The following is a 19,842-nucleotide window of genomic DNA, read 5'->3' on the forward strand; positions in this document are numbered from 1 at the left end:
GGCGCTTGACCATCGGGCGGCATGAATGTGGCAGGGCAGCAGCGCTTCTGGCGAAGCGTCCGCCACATTCCAGCCGGTGAAAGAGTGGCCGGCGCGATCCGGGCCTGGCGCGAATCACATCTTGGCGCTCAGGATCGACCGCGTACCGACGCCCGCACAATTGATATATGGGCATCCGGATCTGGATGGGCGGGCCATAACCCGGTATCGCCCTCACCCCGATCCTGGGCGATCGTCGATGTCCACTCCACCATAATGGATCAACTTGTGCTGGCATGCGCCCTGCCCGTTCCATCATGCTGCCGCCATGACGGATCGCGACACCTTCCTGCTGGCGTTGCTCGATGCGGACTGGCGGCCGAACGGCGTCATTCCGTTGCAATCCGATTGGCGCGGGACGTTCGGCAGGCTGTTGGCAACGGATGGCCGCTGGCTGGCTCTGATCCAGCAACGCGCCGCCGGCGCCAGTTCCCTGCCCCGCCCTGACGACATCATGCTGACCCGCCTGCTCGCCCGCCGCCTGCGCCCGCTCGACATGCAGCTTGCCGACCATGTCATTCAGGCCGGCCCCGCCCGTTTCAGCTTCCGCGCGGCGGGGCTGCTCTGATCATTTTGCGATCATTGCAAAAAAACGTCATTGCCCGCTTGCCAGCCTCCAAACCCCTCTCTATAGGCGCACTCCTGCCTTACGGGGCCGCCCACAAAGCGGCTTCGGCATCGGTCGGGGAATAGCTCAGCCTGGTAGAGCACTGTCTTCGGGAGGCAGGGGCCGGAGGTTCGAATCCTCTTTCCCCGACCAACTTTCTTCACAGGAAGAAGCGAATTATCAGCGGGATGGCATAGCCATCGCCGCCGATTTTTTGCGTCTGCCCGCCGTCCATTCCGGTGTGCTTCCGGTGCAATTTTTCGACAGATGACATGTGTCGAAACTATGCCGATGGTTCTTGTGCATCCGTAAAAGATGTTTGACCCAGCCTGTCCGCGCCGCAATGATCCGCCCCATCAAGCCGGTGCGGCGACCTGCCGCAATCCAGCGACAATCCGACCCGCAAACAGGCGGGCATATCAGGCGGGAGACATACCTTGCACAGACGCGACTTTCTGGCCTTCGGGGCCATGGGCGTGGGGGGACTCGTCCTTCCTTCGATGTTCGGCAAAGTGATTGCCGCAGAAGAATTGAACAGCGCCATCGACGTGGCGGCGAAGAAGAGCCTGGCAGATACCGCGATGAACGCGGCCAAGAGCGCGGGCGCCAGCTATGCCGACGTGCGCGTCGGCCGCTACCTGCGCCAGTTCGTCATCACGCGCGAGCGCAATGTCGAAAATATCGTCAACACAGAATCGTCGGGCGTCGGCATCCGCGTCATCGCCAATGGCGCCTGGGGCTTTGCCGCCACCAATGAAATGACCGCCGACGCCGTGGCCAAGGCCGCGCAGCAGGCCGTCGCCATCGCCAAGGCCAACGCCCCGGCGCAGACCGCCCCTGTCGAGCTGGCCCCGACCAAGGGCGTGGGCGAAGTCAGTTGGAAGACGCCGATCGTCAAGAACGCAATGGCCGTACCCATCAAGGACAAGGTCGCACTGCTGACGGACGTCAACGCCGCCGCCATGGACGCGGGCGCGGACTTCATCAATTCCATCCTTTTCCTGGTCAACGAGCAGAAATATTTCGCCAGCACCGACGGCAGCTATATCGACCAGGACGTCCACCGCATCTGGGCGCCGACCACCATCACGGCAGTCGACAAGACCACCGGCAAGTTCCGGACGCGCGAAGGCCTGTCGGCCCCGATGGGTCTGGGCTACGAATATCTGGACGGCGCCGCGTCGGGCAAGACCGTGCTGCCCAATGGCGTGGTCGTCTACGGCAACAGCTATGACATGAAGGAAGATGCGATCGCCGCCGCCAAGCAGGCGCGCGCGAAGCTGAAGGCGCCTTCGGTCAAGCCGGGCAAGTATGACCTGGTTCTCGACCCGTCGCACACCTGGCTCACCATCCATGAATCGGTCGGCCATCCGCTCGAACTGGACCGTGTGCTGGGCTATGAAGCCAATTATGCCGGCACCAGCTTCGCCACCATGGACAAGCTGGAAAGCCATTTCCAATATGGCAGCCCCAATGTGAACATCGTCGCCGACAAGACGCAGGTCGGCAGCCTGGGCGCGGTCGCCTATGACGATGAAGGCATCAAGACCAAGAAGTGGGATCTGATCCGCGACGGCAAGCTGGTCGGCTATCAGGCGATCCGCGATCAGGCCCATATCGAGGGCAAGGCGGCATCGGACGGCTGCGCCTATGCCGACAGCTGGTCCAACGTTCAGTTCCAGCGCATGGCCAATGTGTCGCTGGAGCCGGGCAAGGCCAAGAAGAGCGTCGCGGACATGATCGCAGGTGTCGAGGACGGCATCTACATCGTGGGCGACGGCAGCTTCTCGATCGACCAGCAGCGCTACAACGCCCAGTTCGGCGGCCAGCTCTTCTACGAGATCAAGAACGGCAAGATCACCCAGCAGATCGAGGATGTCGCCTATCAGATCCGCACCCCGGAATTCTGGAACGCCTGCGTGGGCGTGTGCGACGCCAGCGACTATCGCCTGGGCGGCTCCTTCTTCGATGGCAAGGGCCAGCCGGCACAAGTCTCCGCCGTGTCGCACGGGTCATCGACCGCGCGCTTCAACGGTATCAACGTCATCAACACCGCGCGTTCGCTCGGCTGACGCTTAAAGGGAGAAAAGATAATGAGCATCCTTACCGAAGCGCAGTCCAAGGCCATCCTGACCAAGGTCGTCGCCCTGTCCAAGGCCGACGAATGTAGCGCAACGCTGACCGGCAAGATTCAGGGTAATATCCGGTTCGCCCGCAACAATGTGTCCACCGCCGGGCAGACCGATGATATCGAGCTGGCCGTGCAGGTCGCCTATGGCAAGAAGGTCGGCACCGCGACCATCAACCAGTTCGACGACGCGGCGCTGGAACGCGTCGTGCGCCGGGCCGAAACGCTGGCGCAGCTGGCGCCGGACAATCCGGAATTCATGCCGGCCGTCGACAAGCAGGCCTATAAGGCCAGCCCGACCTTCGCCCAGTCCACCGCCGACATCACGCCCGCTTATCGTGCGCAGGTCGCCGCCACCTCGATCAACGCCTGCAAGTCGCAGAAGCTGATCGCGGCCGGCTATCTGGAGGACGGCCAGAGTTTCAAGGCGATCGCTAACAGCAAGGGCAATTTCGGTTACCAGCGCTCGACCGTGCTCGATTATACCTGCACCGTCCGGACCGAAGATGGCCGGGGTTCCGGCTGGGTCGGTACCGACACGCAGGACGCCACCCGCTTCAAGGCGGACGCCGACATCCAGATCGCCATGCGCAAGGCGTCGGCCTCTTCGGAAGCCAAGGCGCTGGAGCCGGGCAAATATACGGTGATTCTGGAACCGATGGCGGCTGCGGGCCTGATCGGCTTCATGTTCTACTTTTTCGGCGCGCGCGAAGCGGACGAAGGCCGCAGCTTCCTGTCGAAGAAGGGCGGCGGCAACAAGCTGGGCGAGCAGGTGTTCGGTCCGCAGGTCAATTTCTACACCGATCCCTGGGATCCGGTCGCGGCCTGCGAACCATGGGACGATGATGGCCTGGCCCGCCAGCGCATGGACATGGTCAAGGACGGCAAGATCACCAACCTCAACTATAGCCGCTACTGGGCGCAGAAGCAGGGCAAGCCCGCTGCCGGCCAGATGGGCAATATCCTGATGACGGGCGGCACCAAGTCGACCGCCGACCTCGTCCGCTCGACCGAGCGCGGCGTACTCGTCACCCGCACCTGGTATATCCGCATGGTCGACCCGCAGACCGTGCTGCTGACCGGCCTGACCCGCGATGGCACCTTCTATATCGAGAACGGGCAGATCAAATATCCGATCAAGAATTTCCGGTTCAACGAAAGCCCGGTGATCATGCTCAACAATGTCGAAGAGCTGGGCAAGCCGGTCCGCGTGCCGCCGGACGAAGTGTCGATGAACATCGTCGTGCCGCCGATGAAACTGCGCGACTTCACCTTCACCTCGCTCTCGGACGCGGTGTGACGACAGAGCCTGTCATGACCAATCTGTGCCCCGGCAAAGGCCGGGGTTCAGTTCCACGGCCCAATCTGGCCCCCGGCCTTCGCCGGGGAACGATCCATGCCGCAGGATGGAGCATGGCCGGGCCCGATCGGTTTTCATGACACGCAGCGAATTTCTTCGATTGATGGCAGGTGGTCTGGTCAGCACGTTGCTGGCCCGCCCCCTTGCCGCTGCCGGAGGGTTTGATTTCTGGTTCACGCGCCTGCGCTACGACAGTGGCGATTGGGACGTGGACCAGCGCGCGCCGTCGAACATCATCACCTCGCTGATCGATTACACGACCCTGCGCGTCGATCCGAAGGAGCATGTCATCGCTCTTTCGGACCCGAAGATGCTGACGGCCCCCTTCTGCTACATGGCGGGGCACAAGCTGGTGGAGTTTTCGCCGGCCGAGCGGCGCAATTTCGAACGCTATGTCCGCAATGGCGGCTTCGTCATGGTGGACGATTGCAACCATGACATAGACGGCCTGTTCGCCCGCTCCTTCGAGGCGCAGATGGCGAAGATTTTCGGGCCGAAGGCTTTGAAGGCTCTACCCAAAAGCCACGGCCTCTACCGCAGCTTCTTCAAGTTCGATGGCCCGCCCAATACCGGGCTGGAATTGAATGGCTGGGGCGACGATCTGGTCCACGACTATCTGAAAGGGATAGAGGTCAACGGGCGGCTGGGCCTTCTATACAGCAACAAGGATTATGGCTGCGAATGGGATTATGACTGGCGCAACAAACGTTTCCTGGCCGAGGATAATACGAAATTCGCGGTCAATATCGTGATGTACGCGCTGTCGGTGTGATGCCTTCGCCCCGCCCCACTTTCGTCATCCCCGCCTCAGCGGGAATGACGGAGCATATTTTCCCCAGCAAGGGACATGACATGACCGACCTCACCGAAGCCGACATCCAGAGCCGCCTTGGCGCGCTGACCCAATTGCGCGCTGCGATCGGGCAGGCGATCGTCGGGCAAGGCGACGTCGTGGAGCAATTGCTGATCGGCCTGCTGGCGGGCGGCCATTGCCTGCTGGAGGGCGTGCCCGGCCTTGGCAAGACGCTCCTCGTCCGCTCGCTCGGCGAAGCGTTGAAGCTCGATTTCCGCCGCGTCCAGTTCACGCCCGACCTGATGCCCAGCGACATTCTCGGCACCGAATTGCTGGAGGAGGATCATGGCACCGGCCATCGCAGCTTCCGTTTCCAGCAGGGACCGGTCTTCACCAATCTGCTGCTGGCCGACGAACTCAACCGCACCCCGCCCAAGACGCAAGCCGCGCTGCTGGAAGCGATGCAGGAAAAGACGGTCAGCTATGCCGGCGTGACCCATGTCCTGCCCAAACCCTTCTTCGTGCTGGCGACGCAGAACCCGCTGGAGCAGGCCGGCACCTATCCCCTGCCCGAGGCCCAGCTCGACCGCTTCCTCCTCCATATCCGGGTCGATTATCCGACCGAGGCGGAAGAGCGCGCGATCCTGGCCCAGACCACCGGTGCAGCGCCTGGCACGGTACCCGCCGTGATGGCGGGCGAAGAAGTGCTGGCGCTCCAAAAGCTGGTGCGCGACGTGCATCTGAGCGACGACCTGCTCGGCTGGGTGACGCGGATCGTCCGCGCCAGCCGCCCCGGCGATGGCGCGCCGGATGATATCCGCAAATATGTGAAATGGGGTGCCGGCCCGCGCGCGGGGCAGGCGTTGATCCTCACGGCCAAGGCGCGGGCCTTGCTCCACGGTCGTCTGGCCGCGACGCGCGACGATATCGCGGCACTGGCCGCGCCGGTCATGCGCCATCGCCTCCTGCTGTCCTTCGCCGCCGAAGCCGAAGGCCGCAGCGCCGACGATGTGGTCGCCGCCCTGATCCGCGCCGTCCCGCTCGCCTGATCCTTCCGCCATGGTCGATCTTCTTCCTCCAGACGTGCGCAGCCGCCTTCGCGGCCTGCGCCTCGTCACGCGCCGGGCGGTGGGGTCGCATGGGTTGGGCCTGCATCGCAGCCACAGCCGGGGCGCCGGGCTGGAATTCGCTCAGTATCGCGCCTACGAGCCGGGCGACGAACTGCGCCAGATCGACTGGAAACTCTATGCCCGGTCGGACAAATTCTTCGTGCGGGAGGCCGAGCGCGAAAGTCCGGTCGCGGTCTGGATATTGATGGACGCCAGCGCCTCCATGGGGCAAGCAGACGCGACACGCCCCGACTATAGCCGGCTCGACGCGGCCAAGAGCATCGCCGCCGCCATCGCCGAACTGGCGATGCAACAGGGCGATCGCTTCGGTGCCATGGCGCTGGGCGACGGTGGCCTGACGTTGTTGCCCCCCGCCACCGGCCTGCGCCAGCGCGACCGGCTGTTGCTCGAATTGCTGAACGTCCGCCCGGCACGGGGTTTCGCGCCTGAAAGCCAGTTGGGGCCGGTGTGGGAACGGATCGGCGCACATGATCTGGTGATCCTGCTGTCCGACTGTTTCGACGAAGGCGCGGTGGCATTGGCGGAGAAACTGGCGGCCGCCGGGCGCGAAACGCTGGTGGTCGAGATGCTGACGGTCGCGGAACGGGATTTCCCCTTCGATGGCGGCTATCGTTTCCGCGATCCCGAAACGGGCGAGGAACTGCTGGCGGACGGCGCCGCCCTGAGCGCCGAATTTCTGGCGCGCTTTGCTGAGGCGCGCGCGGCGCTGCACGGACGGCTGGAGGCGATCGGCATCCGCCACGCGGCGCATGTCCTGGACGAGCCGGTCGACCTGCCGCTGCGCCGCCTGTTCGCGGCCCATGAAGCGGCGGAATATGGATGAGCATGGCCCTGCTTTTCCCGGCGGCCCTGGCCGCGCTGACGGCGCTGATCGTCCCCCTGATCCTGCATATCGCCCGGCGCAGCGAGCAGGTGCCGACCGACTTTGCCGCGCTACGCTGGTTGCGGCAAAAGCCCCGGCCGCGATCACGGCTGCGGTTCGACGAATGGCCCTTGCTGCTGATCCGGCTGACGCTGCTGGCGCTCGCGGCATTGTGGCTGGCCCAGCCCGTGCTGTTCGGCGCGGCCGATCGCAGCCCTTATGTCGCGATCGTGCCAGGCGCCACTTTCGACCTGGCCACATACAAGGATAGCCGGCTGCACTGGCTGGCGCCGGGCTTTCCTGCAATCGACCGGCCGCAGCCTGCCCCCCAGCCTGCCGGTCCCATCCCGCTCGCCAGCCTGATCCGCCAGATCGATGCAGAACTGCCGGCCGACACGCCGCTGACGATAGTGGTGCCGGCCATTGCCGAAGGCGCCGATGCGGACCGCCTGCGCCTGTCGCGCAAGGTGACGTGGCGCGTCACCGGGGGCACGATGGCATCCGCCGCCAAGCCTCTGGCAATACCGCCGTTGTCGATCCGCTACGATGCCGATCATCGCGCGGCCCTGCGCTACATCCGTGCCGCTGCACTGGCTTCGGCGAAAAGAGACAGCGAGTTGGACAGCTTTCCGACGGACAAGCCCTTGCCCGACAAAGACCATCTGCTAGTCTGGCTGGCGGGCGGCACGCTGTTGGACAGCGCTGTCAAATGGGTTCGGAGCGGCGGGACGATGATCGTCGCCAGCGATGCCATAATCCCGACCGATCGAGCGATGGTGCCGGTCTGGCGCGATGCGCAGGGGCTGCCGCTGGCGGAAGCACGGGCATTGGGCGATGGTCGCCTGATCCGTTTCACGCGCCCGTTGATGCCGTCGCAAATGCCCGAATTGCTGGAAGGGGACTTTCCAGCGCAATTGCGTAGTCTGCTGACGCCTGCGGCAACGCCCGGTCGCGTCGCCGCTGCCGACTATGCGCCGCTGACCGGTGGCCGCGCCTATGATCAGCCGCCGCAATCGCTGCGTTTCTGGCTGGCATTGCTGATCGCCTTGCTGCTTCTGGTCGAACGCTGGATCGCCACCCGCCGCAGCCGGAGCATCGCGCCATGAGCGGCGACGCCTTGTTCACCCAATGGGTCACGCCCGCCCGCCGCCGGGGCACTGCCGACACGCTTGCGCTGGCCGCGCCGGTGCTGCTTGCCCTGACGGCCATCGGCTGGCGATTGGCCGGCCCCGCCGCCGCGCTGGTCATTGCAGCTATCTTACTCGTTGTCGCATATAGTGTCGCACGGCGGCGCGCGGCCCGTTTCGACCGGCCCTGGCTGATCCGCCGCCTGGACGATACGCGCCCCGAACTGGAGGACAGTAGCGCCCTCCTCTTCGCAGACGCGCCGCCGACCTCCCCGCTGCAAGCGCTTCAGCGCAACCGCATCGCCGCCCGGCTGGATCAGGGCGACCCGCAGGATCTGGCCCCGCTCTGGTCGCGGCGGGCCATTCTGATCCTCAGCCTGATCGCCGCCGGCCTGATCGCGGCTGCCCTGCTCTGGCCCCGCGCGGGCGAACGCCCGCCGACATTGGCGCCCGCACAGGAGGGGCTGCCGGTTCGCCCCGGCATCCCGCGCCTGATCGCCCAAAATCTGCGCGTCATTCCGCCGGCCTATACCGGCCTGCCGGTGCGCGATTCCGCCACGCTCGACACGCGCGCGCCATCGGGGTCGCGGCTGGAATGGACGCTGCGCTTCGATCCGCAGGCCAGCGCGCCGGCTCTTATTTTGCCCGGCGGCACCCCGATCCCGTTGCACCGCGAAGGCGACACATGGATCGCCAGCCGGATGCTCGACGCCTCTTTCCTGTACCGTGTCGATCCGGGCGCTGCGAACGGCGTCACGCCGCCGCTGCACCGGATCGATGCGATCACCGACAACCCGCCACAGGTGAAGGCGCTCTCCCCTGCCGCCAGCCTGACCATGGTCGGCGCCGGACAGCGCAGTTGGAGCACGTTCTTCGCCGCCACCGACGATTATGGCGTGGCCGCAACCGCCCGGTTGCGCGTGACGCTGGCCATTGGCGAGGGTGAGAATGTGACGTTCAGCGAGCGGGAAATCGCCGTCACCGGCACCGGCCCGGCGCGCGATCGTCGCTTTGCGCCCCGGCTCGATTTCTCGACCTTCGGCTTTGCGGCCGGCGGGGACATGGTGGTGCAGTTGATCGTGCGCGACAATCGATCGCCCAATCCGCAGGAGGTGCGCGGCCCCAGCCTGATCCTGCGCTGGCCCTCCCCCAAGGCACCCGAAAGCAGTGGCCTGACCGGCATGGTCAACACCACCCTGCCCGCCTATTTCCGCAGCCAGCGCCAGATCATCATCGATATCGAAAAGCTGTTGAAGGAAAAGCGTGGCTTGGCACCCGACCGGTATCTGTCCCGCTCCGCCGCGATCGGCGGCGACCAGCAGATATTGCGCGGCCGGTACAGCCAGTTTCTGGGCGGCGAGAGTGAAGGCCAACCCGAATTGCCCACCGCCGATGCGGACGGACATCAGGACGGCGACGGTCACGACCATGGCCCGCCGGTCGCCAAGTCGAATGTCTTTGGTGAAAAGGAAGATGTGCTGGCGGAATTCGGCCATCCGCATGACGAAAGCCCCGCATCCAGTCTGGACCCCGAAACCCGCGCGATATTAAAGCAGGCGGTCGATGAAATGTGGCAGTCCGAACGGGAACTCAAGACCGGCCATCCCGATGCCGCGCTCCCCTATGCCTATAAGGCGCTGCGCTTCATCAAGGAGGTGCAGCAGGCGACCCGTATTTTCCTGTCGCGGGTCGGGCCGGAATTGCCGCCGATCGACGCCAGCCGCCGCATGACCGGCAAGCGCGAGGGGCTCGAGAGCCGCGCCTTGCCGATCGCCCCCATTGTGGGCGCCGATGGCCCGGCCGCCGCCGCATGGCGGGCCTTGGGCGACGGACCGGACGCGATCCGGGGACCGATCGCGCTCGGGGCGCTGGAAGGCTGGGCACGGGCCAATGCCTCGCGGCTGCCCGATGCGCTGGCGCTGAGCGGGGCGATCGATACGGTGCGCAGCGATCCTGCTTGCCAATCCTGCCGCACCAAGCTGCGCGCGCTGTTGTGGACGGCGATGGAGCGGACCGCACGCCCGGCGCGACGGCGCCCGGCCGACGCCACCGGCGCCCGCTATCTGGACGCGATCGGGGGGACGCCATGAGCATGGAGATCGCCGTCGCGCTGATCCTGAGCCTTGCCACATTGTTGGGCTGGGTGCGGTTGGGACTATGGCATCGATCCGCGATGACGAGCGGGCAGGCTTCGATCGGCCGGACCGGGGCGCTGGCGTTGCTCCAGCCGCTTTGCGCCGGCTTGCTATATCTCGCTTTATTCCCGCCCGTGGCTGGTGGCGAGGCGGCCAGCCTGCGGATCGCGACGGCGGGCACGTCTCGCATGATCGGGGCGCAGGCGGGGGCGCCATTGATCCTGCTGCCCGAAGCCCCGGCCATCGGCGGCGGCGAAGCGGTGCCGGACTTGGCCACCGCGCTGCGCCGCCATCCCGGCGTGACGCAGATCCATGTGCTGGGCCATGGGCTGGAACCGCGCGACATGGATGTCGCGAAAGGGCTGGCGGTGCGGTTCGATCCGCCGCCAATGCGGCCGGGGATCGTGGACATCGCGCCGCCGGCAGAGGTCGCACCGGGCGCGCGCTTCATCATGGGCGGGACGCTCAATGGATTACCAGACGCGACGATAGAATTGCTCGACCCGGCCGGGCGCGTCACCGACAGCGGCGCAGCGGACAAGGACGGCCATTTCCAGCTGGCCGGCACGGCGCGCGCGGCCGGGGCGGTCGGCTTCACCGTGCGGGTGCGATCGGGTCGGCGGATCGTCGAACAGGCGGACGTGCCGGTCTGGATTGTCGAAAATGCCCGCCCCCGCCTGCTGATCCTGGCCGGCGCGCCGGGGCCGGAGGTCAAATATCTGCGCCGCTGGGCGAGCGATGCCGGATATGATGTGACCACGCAGATGAGCGCGGGCGGCGGGATCGCGCTGGGCGATGCGCCGGTCGCGCTGGATGCGGGCAGCCTGCGCCGTTTCGATGTGGCGGTGGTGGACGAACGCAGCTGGCCCGGCGCGCGCGGCGCGATGCTGGCGGCGGTGCGGGACGGCATGGGGCTGGTGCTGCGCGCGGGCGGGGCGATCGACGGCGCGACCCGATCGCAATGGCAGGCGCTGGGCTTTGGCCTGAGCGGTCCGGGCGGCATCGCGCCGCTGGCTTTGCCCAAAGTGCCCGAGCAGGCGATCGCCCGCACGCGCCATGGCATCGGCAGCGTCGACGCGCCCGTGGACATGGCGCTCCCGGAAGAACTGGCGCCCGATATAAGCCGCGTCGGCCTGGTGCCCGGTGGCAGCGATGCGGTGCCCCTGTTGCAGGATGCGGGCGGCACCAGCCTGGCGGCATGGCGCGCCATCGGCGCGGGGCGTGTCGCGCTGTTCACCGCGATCGACAGCTATGGGCTGACGCTGACGGGGCGTGGCGATCTGTATGGCGATTGGTGGAGCGATATGCTGGGTACGGTCGCCCGCCCTGCCCCGGCCAGCCGCATGACGACCGATACGGTCTGGGTCGGCGATCGAATGGCGCCGTGCGGCCTGACCGGGGATGCGCGCGTCGAAACGCCGGATGGCACACAGGCGCGTGTTCTGCCGGTCGCCGGCTGCGGTGCCTTCTGGGCGGCCACGCCGGGTTGGCATAGGCTGCGCACGCAGGGCGAAACGCGCCCCTTCTACGTGCAGCCGCGTGACGCATTGCCGGTGATGCGCGCGGCGCGCGACAGGCAGGCGATGGCGATGCTGCGCAGCGATGTGCCGTCCGTTGCGGCAGCGACCATGCCCGCTGCTGCCTGGCCAATATGGGCGACCTGGCTGGCCTGGCTGGCGGCGAGCGCGCTGCTCTGGTGGCTGGAACGGTCGCGACTGGGACGGCGAGCGCCGCTCCCCGATCAATCCGCCATGTAGAAGTCGCGCAGCGCCCGTGCGTCGTGCAGGGCGTTGTGTGGTACGCGGCTGTTGGCTGCTGCGCTGAAACCCGCCGCGTTGATGAGTTCGAGGCGCAGGCCGAAATCGACCCCCGCCATCCGCCCCGGTCCGGTGACCAGCAGCGCGCAGAAATGGGCCAGATCCTCCGGCCAGTCGGCGATGATGACCGGATCGCTATCCCCCTCCAGATAGGCGGCGACATGGTCGGCCGCTTCGACCCGGCCCAGTTGCAGGTCGATGGCGGGCGGCACATGGCGCAGATAGGGGACGACATGCTTTTCGACCCAAGGCTCGATATCGTCGGGCAGCGGCAGCGACACGTAGAATTCCTCATCCCCTTCATGTTCGGGGACCAGCGCGACGCTGATGAGCGTGCCGCCAAAGCCGTTAAATTCGGTGTCGAGAAAATAGCGCATGAAGGAAGAAACTGCCTGCCGTGATAGGATGATGCGATGCCCGGGTGCCTGTAGCATTTGCGTGACGGAAGCCAAGCTGCCATGCGCGTGCCGCGCGACAGGCTGTGCGATGAATGGAAGGATGTGACATGATCCCGCGGGAATATCTGGATTCGGCACAGGTGCCGGGCGGGCAGGAGCTGAAACTCTATCGGCGCGGCGCCGATCATATGATCGTGCTGGACCGCAACGAATTGATGAGCAGCCGGATGAGCGGATCGGAAAAGCAACTGGCGCTGATGACGATCGAGCGGCTGCGCGGGCGCAAGGCGCCGCATATTCTGATCGGCGGCTATGGCATGGGCTTTACCCTGCGGGCGGCGCTGGGCGTGCTGGATGGGGCGGCGAAAGTGACCGTGGCCGAACTGGTGCCCAAGATCATCGAATGGGCGCGCGGACCGATGGTCGACCTGATGGCCGGATGCCTGGACGATCCGCGCGTCGACCTGGTGATCGACGATGTCGTGCCGGTGATCGCGGCGGGGCATGGCACGTACGACGCGATCCTGCTGGACGTGGACAATGGGCCGGACGGGCTGACGGCGGCGGCGAACGACCGGCTCTATTCGCGGGCGGGACTGCAAACGGCCAAGGCGGCGTTGAAGCCGGGCGGCATATTGGCGGTATGGTCGGCCGGTTCGGACGATGTCTTCGCCAATCGCCTGCGCAATGCGGGCTTTCTGGTGGACGAGGTGGCGGTCAAGGCCCGCGACAATGGCAAGGGGCCGCGCCATGTGATCTGGTTCGCGTTGAAGCGATAGGGCGAGAGACGACGCGGCGCATTTCGACGCGACAGGGCGAAGTTCACACTGTTGCAGGGCAAAATCGGCGAGTTGCGACAGGCGCGCACCCGGAATGCGACAGGAAGGCGACGGGTGCGCGCCATCTGGGTCACAGGCCCGCGACGGGAACGCGCCACTTGGGTCACAGGGGCGCGACGGGACCGCGACAGCCTTGCGCCCGGATCGCAACCGATGGGGTTTGGGGGGCAAGGGCTGGCGGATGGGGTGCATCCGCAAGGATAGATCAGAGGAAATCCTACTTTGGAAGGATGTTGGAGGGACGCGACCGGATGTCCGGCATATCCCATTGACATATCCCATGCGGTTCCTAAATTGGTATGATCCGGGAGACATGTCGTGCCACAAGCCTCTATATTTCAGAGCAACCGCAGCCAGGCGGTAAGATTGCCCAAGGCGGTCGCCCTTCCCGACGATGTAAAGCGGGTCGATGTGATTGCTCTGGGCCGCACCCGTATCATCACCCCTGCTGGCGAAGCCTGGGATAGCTGGTTCGACGGCGCAGGGGTGACCGCCGATTTCATGACAGATCGCGAGCAGCCCAATCATCAGGAGCGCGAAGCCTTCTGATGCTCAAATTCATGCTCGACACCAATATCTGCATCTTCACGGTCAAGAACAGGCCGCAAGAGGTGCGCGCGGCATTCAAACGGCATCATGACCAGATGTGCATCAGTTCCGTCACCTTGATGGAGCTGATTTACGGCGCTGAAAAATCCGCCAATCCACAGCGCAATCTCATGGATGTGGAAGGCTTCGCCGCGCGGCTGGAGGTGCTTGATTACGGCCGGGAGGCTGCCGCCCATACAGGGCAGTTGCGTGCAGAACTGGCACGCGCAGGTACGCCGATCGGCCCTTATGACCAGATGATCGCTGGCCATGCCCGCTCATGCGGCATGATCCTCGTCACCAATAATCTGCGCGAATTCGACCGCGTGCCCGGCCTGCGCGTTGAGGATTGGGTCAATGAAGCTGGGTGAGTAGGAGATTTTGACAGGGAGTTGAGGCGGAGGGCGGCGCGAGTGTGGCATATTATCGCGAGGTTCTCCCTACCCCCTAAGGCAGCAAGCGACTAGAAATGGACATAATTAGCCCCTCCCTTTCAAGGGAGGGGTTGGGATGGGTGCGAGCGAATCGAGCTTCAATATCTCAGTGTAGAGCGCCGCTGACGTGGCGCTCCCCCACCACACTACCCTCAATGAAAATCCCGTGACTTCGGCAATATCCGCACGTCGCGCGGGTGCCTGCGTGGGGACGGCCGTTCCGGCTTCCCACTGTCCTGCCCTTCGTTCAGCCGGGCCAGCGTCTCGCTCGCATCCGTCACCCGGTCGACCATCAGGTGGACGACATTTTCCTTGCTGCGCTGGACTTCGCCGTCGATCAGCATCAGGCGGGCGGCCATCACGGCGCGGCGTTGCTTTTCCATGTCGCGGGTCCAGAGCAGGGCGTTGACGATGCCGCTTTCATCCTCGATCGTGATGAAGACCGCATTGCCCTTGCCCGGCCGCTGGCGGATCAACACCACGCCCGCCACCCGGACCTTCGCACCGTCCTTTGCCGCATTGACGCCGGCGCAGTCGATCGCGCCCTGGGACGCGAAATGGCGGCGCAGAAATTGCATCGGATGGCCCTTCAGCGACAGGCGATGGGTGGCGTAATCGACCGCCACTTCCTCCGACAGGGGCATGGCGGGGAGCGCCGCGTCGGCTTCGCGGCCGAGTTCCGGCAAGTCCTGCGCCGCGAACAGCGGGAGTTGGGCGGAGGGGACGCGGCGCGCTTCCCAGCCGGCTTCGCGTCGGCTCTGGCCGATCGAGCGGAGCGCGTCGCCATCGGCCAGCAGATGCAGCGCGCGGGACGGCAGGCCGACGCGGCGGGCCAGATCCTCCATGTCGCGGATCGGCGCCTGCGCCCGCGCGGCGATCAGGGCGTTCGCCCATTCCTCGCGGAAACCATCCATCCGGTCGAGGCCGAGGCGCAATATCCGCTCGCCCTCCAGACTGCTGTTCCATTCGCTGGCCTGCACGTCGATCGGCCGGACCTCCACGCCATGTTGCTGCGCGTCGCGGACCAGTTGCGCGGGGGCGTAGAAGCCCATGGGCTGGCTGTTGAGCAGGGCGCAGGTGAAGACGGCGGGATAATGGCATTTCAACCAAGAGGAGACATAAGCGAGCCAGCCGAACGCCTGCGCATGGCTTTCGGGGAAGCCATATTCGCCGAAGCCCTTGATCTGTTCGAAACAGCGTTCGGCGAAATCGAGCGGATAGCCGCGCACCGTCATGCCGGTGATGAATTTTTCCTGCCAGTTGCCGATGTCGCCGCGATTGCGGAAGGTCGCCATGGAGCGGCGCAGGCCATCCGCCTCCGCTGGCGTGAATTTGGCTGCCTTGATCGCAAGGTTCATCGCCTGTTCCTGAAACAGGGGTACGCCTTTTGTCTTCTCCAGAACCTCTTTCAGTTCGAACGGATTGTCGGGTGGGCCGGGATAGTCTTCGGCCTCCTCCCCCGCGCGCCGCCGCAGATAGGGATGAACCATGCCGCCCTGAATCGGGCCGGGTCGCACGATCGCGACCTGGATGACGAGGTCGTAAAGCACTTTGGGCTTCATCCGGGGCAGCATGGCGATCTGGGCGCGGCTTTCGACCTGGAAGGTGCCGATGCTGTCGCCTTTTTGCAGCATCTTGTAAGTGGCTTCATCCTCCACGGGCACGCGGTCCAGCGTCAGGTCGCCAAGGCCGTGCAGGCGCATCAGGTCGAAGCTCTTGCGGATCGCGGTCAGCATGCCGAGCGCCAGCACATCGACCTTCATCAGTTCGAGCGTGTCGAGATCATCCTTGTCCCATTCGATGAAGGTGCGGTCGGGCATGGCGGCATTGTGGATCGGCACCAGTTCGTCGAGCCGGCTCTGGCTCAATACGAAGCCGCCGACATGCTGCGAGAGGTGGCGGGGATATTCGAGCAGTCGGCTCGCCATGTCGCGCAATCGCGCCAGTTCGGGATTGGCGGGATCGAAGCCGGCTTCGCTGACGCGGCTTTCGGGCACATCCTCCCCGCTATGGCTGCCCCAGATGGTGCCGGACAGGCGCGCCGTCACATCCTCGGTCAGGCCCAGCGCCTTGCCGACTTCGCGCAGCGCGCTGCGGGAGCGATAGCGGATGACGGTCGCGGCGATGCCCGCCCGCTCGCGGCCGTAGCGGCGGTAGATATATTGCATCACCTCCTCGCGCCGTTCATGTTCGAAATCGACGTCGATATCGGGTGGCTCATGCCGGTTTTCGGAGAGGAAGCGGGAGAAGAGCAGTTTCTCTTTGACGGGATCGATCGGGGTGACGCCCAGCAGATAGCAGACCAGCGAATTGGCGGCGGACCCGCGCCCCTGACACAGGATCGGTGGGTTCAGGCTGCGGGCATAAGCGACGATGTCGTGGACGGTCAGGAAATAATAGGCGTATTTTCGGCTGCGGATCAGGGTGAATTCCTCATCCAGCGTTTCCCGATAGCGGGGCGGCAAGCCGTCGGGGAAGCGCGCCTGCGCCTCTTCCATCACCAGATGTTCCAGCCAGTCCTGCGGCGCCCAGCCTTCGGGCACCGGCTCGTGCGGATATTCGTAGACGAGCTGGTCGAGCGTGAAGGCGATGCAGGCGAGCAGATCCTGCGTCGCGGCGATCGCCTGCGGACAGGCGGTGAAGAGGCGCACCATTTCACCGGGGTGTTTCAGATGCCGTTCGGCATTGGGGGCAAGGCGCTTGCCGGCGGTCTGGATGGTCAGCCCTTCGCGGATGCAGGTGAGGATATCCTGCATCGGGCGGTCGTCGGCCTCTGCATAGAGCGCGTCATTGGTGGCGATCAGCGGGACGCCGGTTTCCGCGGCGAGCGCCTGCCGCCGGGCCAGCATCCGGGCGTCGCGGCCGGACCGGCCCATGGTCGCAGCGAGCCAGAGATGGGGCGTCACCGCGCGCAACTGCGCCAGCAGCGCGGCGTCGCCATCCATCGCCATCAGCGCCATGTCCTGTGCGTGGTCGATCAGGTCGGGGAGATTGAGGGTGCAATCGCCCTTGATCGCGCGCCGGTTGCCCAGCGTCAGCAGGCGGGTCAGCCGGCCCCAGCCGAACCGCGTGCGCGGATAGGCGACGATATCGGGCGTGCCATCGGCGAACACCAGCCGCGCGCCGACGATCAGGCGCATGCCGCCGGCCAGCGCGCCCAGATCCTTCATCGCCTGATGCGCGCGGACGACGCCGGCGACCGTATTGCGATCGGCGATGCCGATGGCGGTCATGCCCAGATGCGCGGCCTGCACCACCATGTCGCGGGGATGGGAGGCGCCGCGCAGGAAGCTGAAATTGGTGGCGGCGACGATTTCCGCAAAGCCGGTCATGCGAACAGGCCGTGCAGATACCAGCCTATGTCGGTTTCTTCGCCGAACAGGCCGTGGCGGAACATCCAGTAGCGGCGACCATCCTTGTCCTCGATCCGATAATAGTCGCGGGTGCGCCCTGCCCCACCCGGCTGATGCCCGTCGCGCCGGCGCCACCATTCGGCCGCGATCCGCTCCGGTCCTTCGGCCAGCCGCACTTCATGCAACTGGTCGCGCCAGCGAAAGCGCTGGGGCGGGCCGTCGGGCACGCCGGCGATCACCGCCACCGGCTGGGGCGGGTCGAACAGCAGCAGCGGCCGGGGTGCATGATCCGGGCTTGCCGGCCATGGATGCGCCTTTGCCTGCGTCGCGGGTATGAAGGCCTGCGCACCTTCGGGGATATGGCGGTCGCGGGGCTGAAGACGGCGGACCTTGTCCGGGCCAAGGCGGATGCCGAGCCGGTCGATCAGGGCGACGATGCTCTCCTCGCCTGCCCTGGCCTCTTCGCCCTCCATCGCCTGCTGGCGCTCGACCAACGGCTCGACGCGCGGGACTGCGAGCAGCACCGCGTCGAAGCCGAAACCGGGGTCGAGCGGATCGGCCATGGTATCGATCCGTTCGCGCAGCAGGCGCAGCACGGCGGCGGGATCGCGCACCGGTTGGCCCGTTTCGATCGCCAACCCCTGCCGCGCGCCGTCGCTGCGGAGCAGGCGGATGACGAAGCGCCGCCCGCCCAGTTTGCGCGCCTCCATCTGCCGCGCTGCCTGCCCCAGCAGATCCTCTATCACGTCCATCACATCCTCGGTCCGGGCGATGGGTTCGGGGAAGCGGGCTTCGGCGCGGATGGGGGCGGATGGGCGGCGCGGCGCGATCGGGCTGGGCGCTTCGCCCAATATCTGGCGCAGGCGGGTGACGGCCTGCTCGCCGAAGCGCGCGGCGATCATGCCCATGGGCCGGCGGGCGAGATCGCCGATGCTGCGCAGCCCCGCCCGGCGCAGCGCGGCCAGAGCGCCATCGTCCAGGTCGAGCGCCATGACCGGCAGGGCGTGGATATCGCCGTCCGCCCGGCCATGACGCGCCAGCGCGCGGGCGGCCATGGCGTTGGTGCCGAAGCCGGGGCGGCTGGCATAGCCGGCCATGGCCCGCGCCTGCCGCGCGAGCGCCTGCGCGCCGCCGAACAAATGGGTGCAGCCGCTGATATCCAGGATCAGGCCATCGGGCGCATCGAGCGCCACCATCGGGGTGAAATGGCGCATCGCCTCCAGCAAGCGATCCAATTCGCGCGCGTCGGCGGGGGGATCGGCCGGGTGCGTGACCAGCGTGGGGCAGCGCGCCCGCGCATCGGCCAGCGTCATGCCGGCCGCCAAGCCCTGCCGACACGCGATCCTGTCCACCGAGGCCAGCCGCAGCGCATTGCCGACCCGCGCGACAAGAGCGAAGGGTGCCGGTTCCGCGTCAGGCGACCTGTCGCTGGTTGTCGCTGCCTGCATCCGTTCGCAGGCGAGAAAAGGGAACCACAGCGCCAGGCACATACGGTCGCCCGTCCCTCTCGCCTGCGTCCCTATCCCTGAAACATCCATGTTCCGCATCCCATGACAGCAACCAGCGCCCGCCCGCAGGCCCGCTTCGGCAGCGGAGCAATTCGGCCTCGACCGCCGGCAGGCCGGGGGCATCGGCCTCCAGCGGGACCGAGGGCGCACTGCGGATCGACCAGCGGGTCTGCGCGCCGCTCGACCGCTGTTCCGCATCGCCGCGCAGCAGCAAAATGGTGACGCCGGAGGCTTCGGCCGCCAGCACCAGCCGGCGGCTGGCGGTCAGGTCATAGTCGGCAAAACGTCCCTCGCTTTCCATCAACACCATAGAAACGCCCGGACAGCGCGCCGCCTCCAGCCCCGCGCGCAGCATCTCCACTTCGCTGCCCGTTTCCACGAGGGTCAGGCGGCCGGGATCGATCCCCAGCAGAGCCAGCCCGTCGCCGGAAAAGAGCGTGGGCAAACGCTGCCGCCGCGTCGCGCGCAAAGCGAAGATCGCCCCTGCCTGCGCGCCCATGCCCTGAGACACGGCTTGGGACGCACCATGCGAAAGGGCGAAGGCCAGCGCCGCCGCCCGGTCCGGCGCGGTGCAGTGCACTTCATGCAGATGCCCCTGTTCAAGCGCCCGGAAGGACGCTTGCGTCGCTGGCGCCTGTCGTCCTGACGGACCTGTGCCATATATGGGAACCCTGACTGCCATATCTCGAATCGCTCACTATGTTCACTTTATGTTCCATAGATT

Annotated in this window: 16 protein-coding genes and 1 tRNA gene; 13 read left to right on the forward strand and 4 right to left on the reverse strand. The window is 66.1% G+C overall.

Annotation, left to right across the window (positions count from 1 at the left end):
• Nucleotides 1–307 precede the first annotated feature (307 nt).
• The 10 genes from F4U95_RS08460 to F4U95_RS08505 all read left to right on the forward strand — a co-directional run bounded on the left by F4U95_RS08460 (nt 308) and on the right by F4U95_RS08505 (nt 11,938).
• Entirely contained in the window at nt 308–607 is a 300-nt protein-coding gene (locus F4U95_RS08460) for a hypothetical protein (RefSeq protein ID WP_120250265.1), read from the forward strand.
• A gap of 115 nt (nt 608–722) precedes the next feature.
• Nucleotides 723–799: transfer RNA gene (locus tag F4U95_RS08465), tRNA-Pro, on the forward strand.
• Nucleotides 800–1,083: 284 nt separating this feature from the next.
• A complete protein-coding gene (locus F4U95_RS08470; RefSeq protein ID WP_150425344.1) occupies nt 1,084–2,718 on the forward strand; it encodes a TldD/PmbA family protein in 1,635 nt (544 codons plus the stop codon).
• Nucleotides 2,719–2,739: 21 nt separating this feature from the next.
• Entirely contained in the window at nt 2,740–4,074 is a 1,335-nt protein-coding gene (locus tag F4U95_RS08475; RefSeq protein ID WP_150425345.1) for a TldD/PmbA family protein, read from the forward strand.
• A gap of 136 nt (nt 4,075–4,210) precedes the next feature.
• Nucleotides 4,211–4,906, forward strand: coding sequence for a DUF4159 domain-containing protein (locus tag F4U95_RS08480; protein ID WP_150425346.1), 696 nt, complete (start codon nt 4,211–4,213; stop codon nt 4,904–4,906).
• Nucleotides 4,907–4,986: 80 nt separating this feature from the next.
• Complete coding sequence (locus F4U95_RS08485; RefSeq protein WP_120252072.1) at nt 4,987–5,976, forward strand: AAA family ATPase; 990 nt, start codon at nt 4,987–4,989, stop codon at nt 5,974–5,976.
• Between the two features lie 10 nt (nt 5,977–5,986).
• Nucleotides 5,987–6,880 carry a DUF58 domain-containing protein gene (locus F4U95_RS08490; RefSeq protein ID WP_150425347.1) on the forward strand — a complete coding sequence of 298 codons (894 nt, stop codon included), beginning with the start codon at nt 5,987–5,989 and terminating at the stop codon, nt 6,878–6,880.
• 2 nt (nt 6,881–6,882) lie between these two features.
• Nucleotides 6,883–8,025: a BatA domain-containing protein gene (locus tag F4U95_RS08495; protein WP_246171538.1), complete on the forward strand. Its 1,143-nt coding sequence runs from the start codon at nt 6,883–6,885 to the stop codon at nt 8,023–8,025.
• Nucleotides 8,022–10,136 carry a DUF4175 family protein gene (locus F4U95_RS08500; protein ID WP_150425349.1) on the forward strand — a complete coding sequence of 705 codons (2,115 nt, stop codon included), beginning with the start codon at nt 8,022–8,024 and terminating at the stop codon, nt 10,134–10,136. Before F4U95_RS08495 ends, F4U95_RS08500 begins: the two co-directional genes overlap by 4 nt.
• Nucleotides 10,133–11,938 carry a carboxypeptidase regulatory-like domain-containing protein gene (locus F4U95_RS08505; protein WP_150425350.1) on the forward strand — a complete coding sequence of 602 codons (1,806 nt, stop codon included), beginning with the start codon at nt 10,133–10,135 and terminating at the stop codon, nt 11,936–11,938. The genes F4U95_RS08500 and F4U95_RS08505 overlap by 4 nt, the downstream gene beginning before the upstream one ends.
• Here F4U95_RS08505 and F4U95_RS08510 read toward each other — a convergent pair.
• On the reverse strand, nt 11,923–12,375 hold the full coding sequence (locus F4U95_RS08510) for a hypothetical protein (protein ID WP_056689729.1): 453 nt from the start codon (nt 12,373–12,375) through the stop codon (nt 11,923–11,925). The two genes, F4U95_RS08505 and F4U95_RS08510, sit on opposite strands and share 16 nt — an antisense overlap.
• A 128-nt stretch (nt 12,376–12,503) precedes the next feature.
• Here F4U95_RS08510 and F4U95_RS08515 point away from each other — a divergent pair, with 128 nt between their 5' ends.
• The 3 genes from F4U95_RS08515 (at nt 12,504) to vapC (ending at nt 14,194) form a co-directional block, all read left to right on the forward strand.
• Nucleotides 12,504–13,175: a spermidine synthase gene (locus F4U95_RS08515; protein ID WP_120252073.1), complete on the forward strand. Its 672-nt coding sequence runs from the start codon at nt 12,504–12,506 to the stop codon at nt 13,173–13,175.
• A gap of 378 nt (nt 13,176–13,553) precedes the next feature.
• Nucleotides 13,554–13,784 (forward strand): type II toxin-antitoxin system VapB family antitoxin, encoded by a 231-nt coding sequence (vapB, locus tag F4U95_RS08520; RefSeq protein WP_150425351.1) that lies wholly within the window; start codon nt 13,554–13,556, stop codon nt 13,782–13,784.
• An 11-nt stretch (nt 13,785–13,795) separates the two neighbouring features.
• Entirely contained in the window at nt 13,796–14,194 is a 399-nt protein-coding gene (vapC, locus tag F4U95_RS08525; RefSeq protein ID WP_281347232.1) for a type II toxin-antitoxin system tRNA(fMet)-specific endonuclease VapC, read from the forward strand.
• Between the two features lie 215 nt (nt 14,195–14,409).
• On the opposite strand, the gene F4U95_RS08530 is transcribed toward vapC, so the two are convergent.
• From F4U95_RS08530 to F4U95_RS08540, 3 genes are read right to left on the reverse strand one after another with little or no spacing between them, the layout of a single operon-like run.
• Entirely contained in the window at nt 14,410–17,589 is a 3,180-nt protein-coding gene (locus tag F4U95_RS08530; protein ID WP_150425353.1) for an error-prone DNA polymerase, read from the reverse strand.
• On the reverse strand, nt 17,586–19,058 hold the full coding sequence (locus tag F4U95_RS08535; RefSeq protein ID WP_246171539.1) for a Y-family DNA polymerase: 1,473 nt from the start codon (nt 19,056–19,058) through the stop codon (nt 17,586–17,588). Before F4U95_RS08535 ends, F4U95_RS08530 begins: the two co-directional genes overlap by 4 nt.
• A complete protein-coding gene (locus F4U95_RS08540; RefSeq protein WP_211363960.1) occupies nt 19,024–19,800 on the reverse strand; it encodes an ImuA family protein in 777 nt (258 codons plus the stop codon). Before F4U95_RS08540 ends, F4U95_RS08535 begins: the two co-directional genes overlap by 35 nt.
• Between the last annotated feature and the right edge of the window lie 42 nt (nt 19,801–19,842).

It is taken from the genome of Sphingobium limneticum, from assembly GCF_008710165.1.
Taxonomy (GTDB): Bacteria; Pseudomonadota; Alphaproteobacteria; order Sphingomonadales; family Sphingomonadaceae; genus Sphingobium; species Sphingobium limneticum.

Excerpts from the sequence above, each read along its gene's own strand:
- F4U95_RS08535 (WP_246171539.1), bottom strand. The coding sequence starts at position 19,058 with ATGCAGGCAGCGACAACCAGCGACAGGTCGCCTGACGCGGAACCGGCA.
- F4U95_RS08485 (WP_120252072.1), top strand. The coding sequence starts at position 4,987 with ATGACCGACCTCACCGAAGCCGACATCCAGAGCCGCCTTGGCGCGCTG.
- F4U95_RS08515 (WP_120252073.1), top strand. The coding sequence starts at position 12,504 with ATGATCCCGCGGGAATATCTGGATTCGGCACAGGTGCCGGGCGGGCAG.
- F4U95_RS08510 (WP_056689729.1), bottom strand. The coding sequence starts at position 12,375 with ATGCGCTATTTTCTCGACACCGAATTTAACGGCTTTGGCGGCACGCTC.
- F4U95_RS08495 (WP_246171538.1), top strand. The coding sequence starts at position 6,883 with ATGGCCCTGCTTTTCCCGGCGGCCCTGGCCGCGCTGACGGCGCTGATC.
- F4U95_RS08490 (WP_150425347.1), top strand. The coding sequence starts at position 5,987 with ATGGTCGATCTTCTTCCTCCAGACGTGCGCAGCCGCCTTCGCGGCCTG.
- F4U95_RS08505 (WP_150425350.1), top strand. The coding sequence starts at position 10,133 with ATGAGCATGGAGATCGCCGTCGCGCTGATCCTGAGCCTTGCCACATTG.
- F4U95_RS08540 (WP_211363960.1), bottom strand. The coding sequence starts at position 19,800 with ATGGCAGTCAGGGTTCCCATATATGGCACAGGTCCGTCAGGACGACAG.
- F4U95_RS08530 (WP_150425353.1), bottom strand. The coding sequence starts at position 17,589 with ATGACCGGCTTTGCGGAAATCGTCGCCGCCACCAATTTCAGCTTCCTG.
- F4U95_RS08480 (WP_150425346.1), top strand. The coding sequence starts at position 4,211 with ATGACACGCAGCGAATTTCTTCGATTGATGGCAGGTGGTCTGGTCAGC.
- F4U95_RS08500 (WP_150425349.1), top strand. The coding sequence starts at position 8,022 with ATGAGCGGCGACGCCTTGTTCACCCAATGGGTCACGCCCGCCCGCCGC.
- vapC (WP_281347232.1), top strand. The coding sequence starts at position 13,796 with ATGCTCGACACCAATATCTGCATCTTCACGGTCAAGAACAGGCCGCAA.
- F4U95_RS08460 (WP_120250265.1), top strand. The coding sequence starts at position 308 with ATGACGGATCGCGACACCTTCCTGCTGGCGTTGCTCGATGCGGACTGG.
- F4U95_RS08475 (WP_150425345.1), top strand. The coding sequence starts at position 2,740 with ATGAGCATCCTTACCGAAGCGCAGTCCAAGGCCATCCTGACCAAGGTC.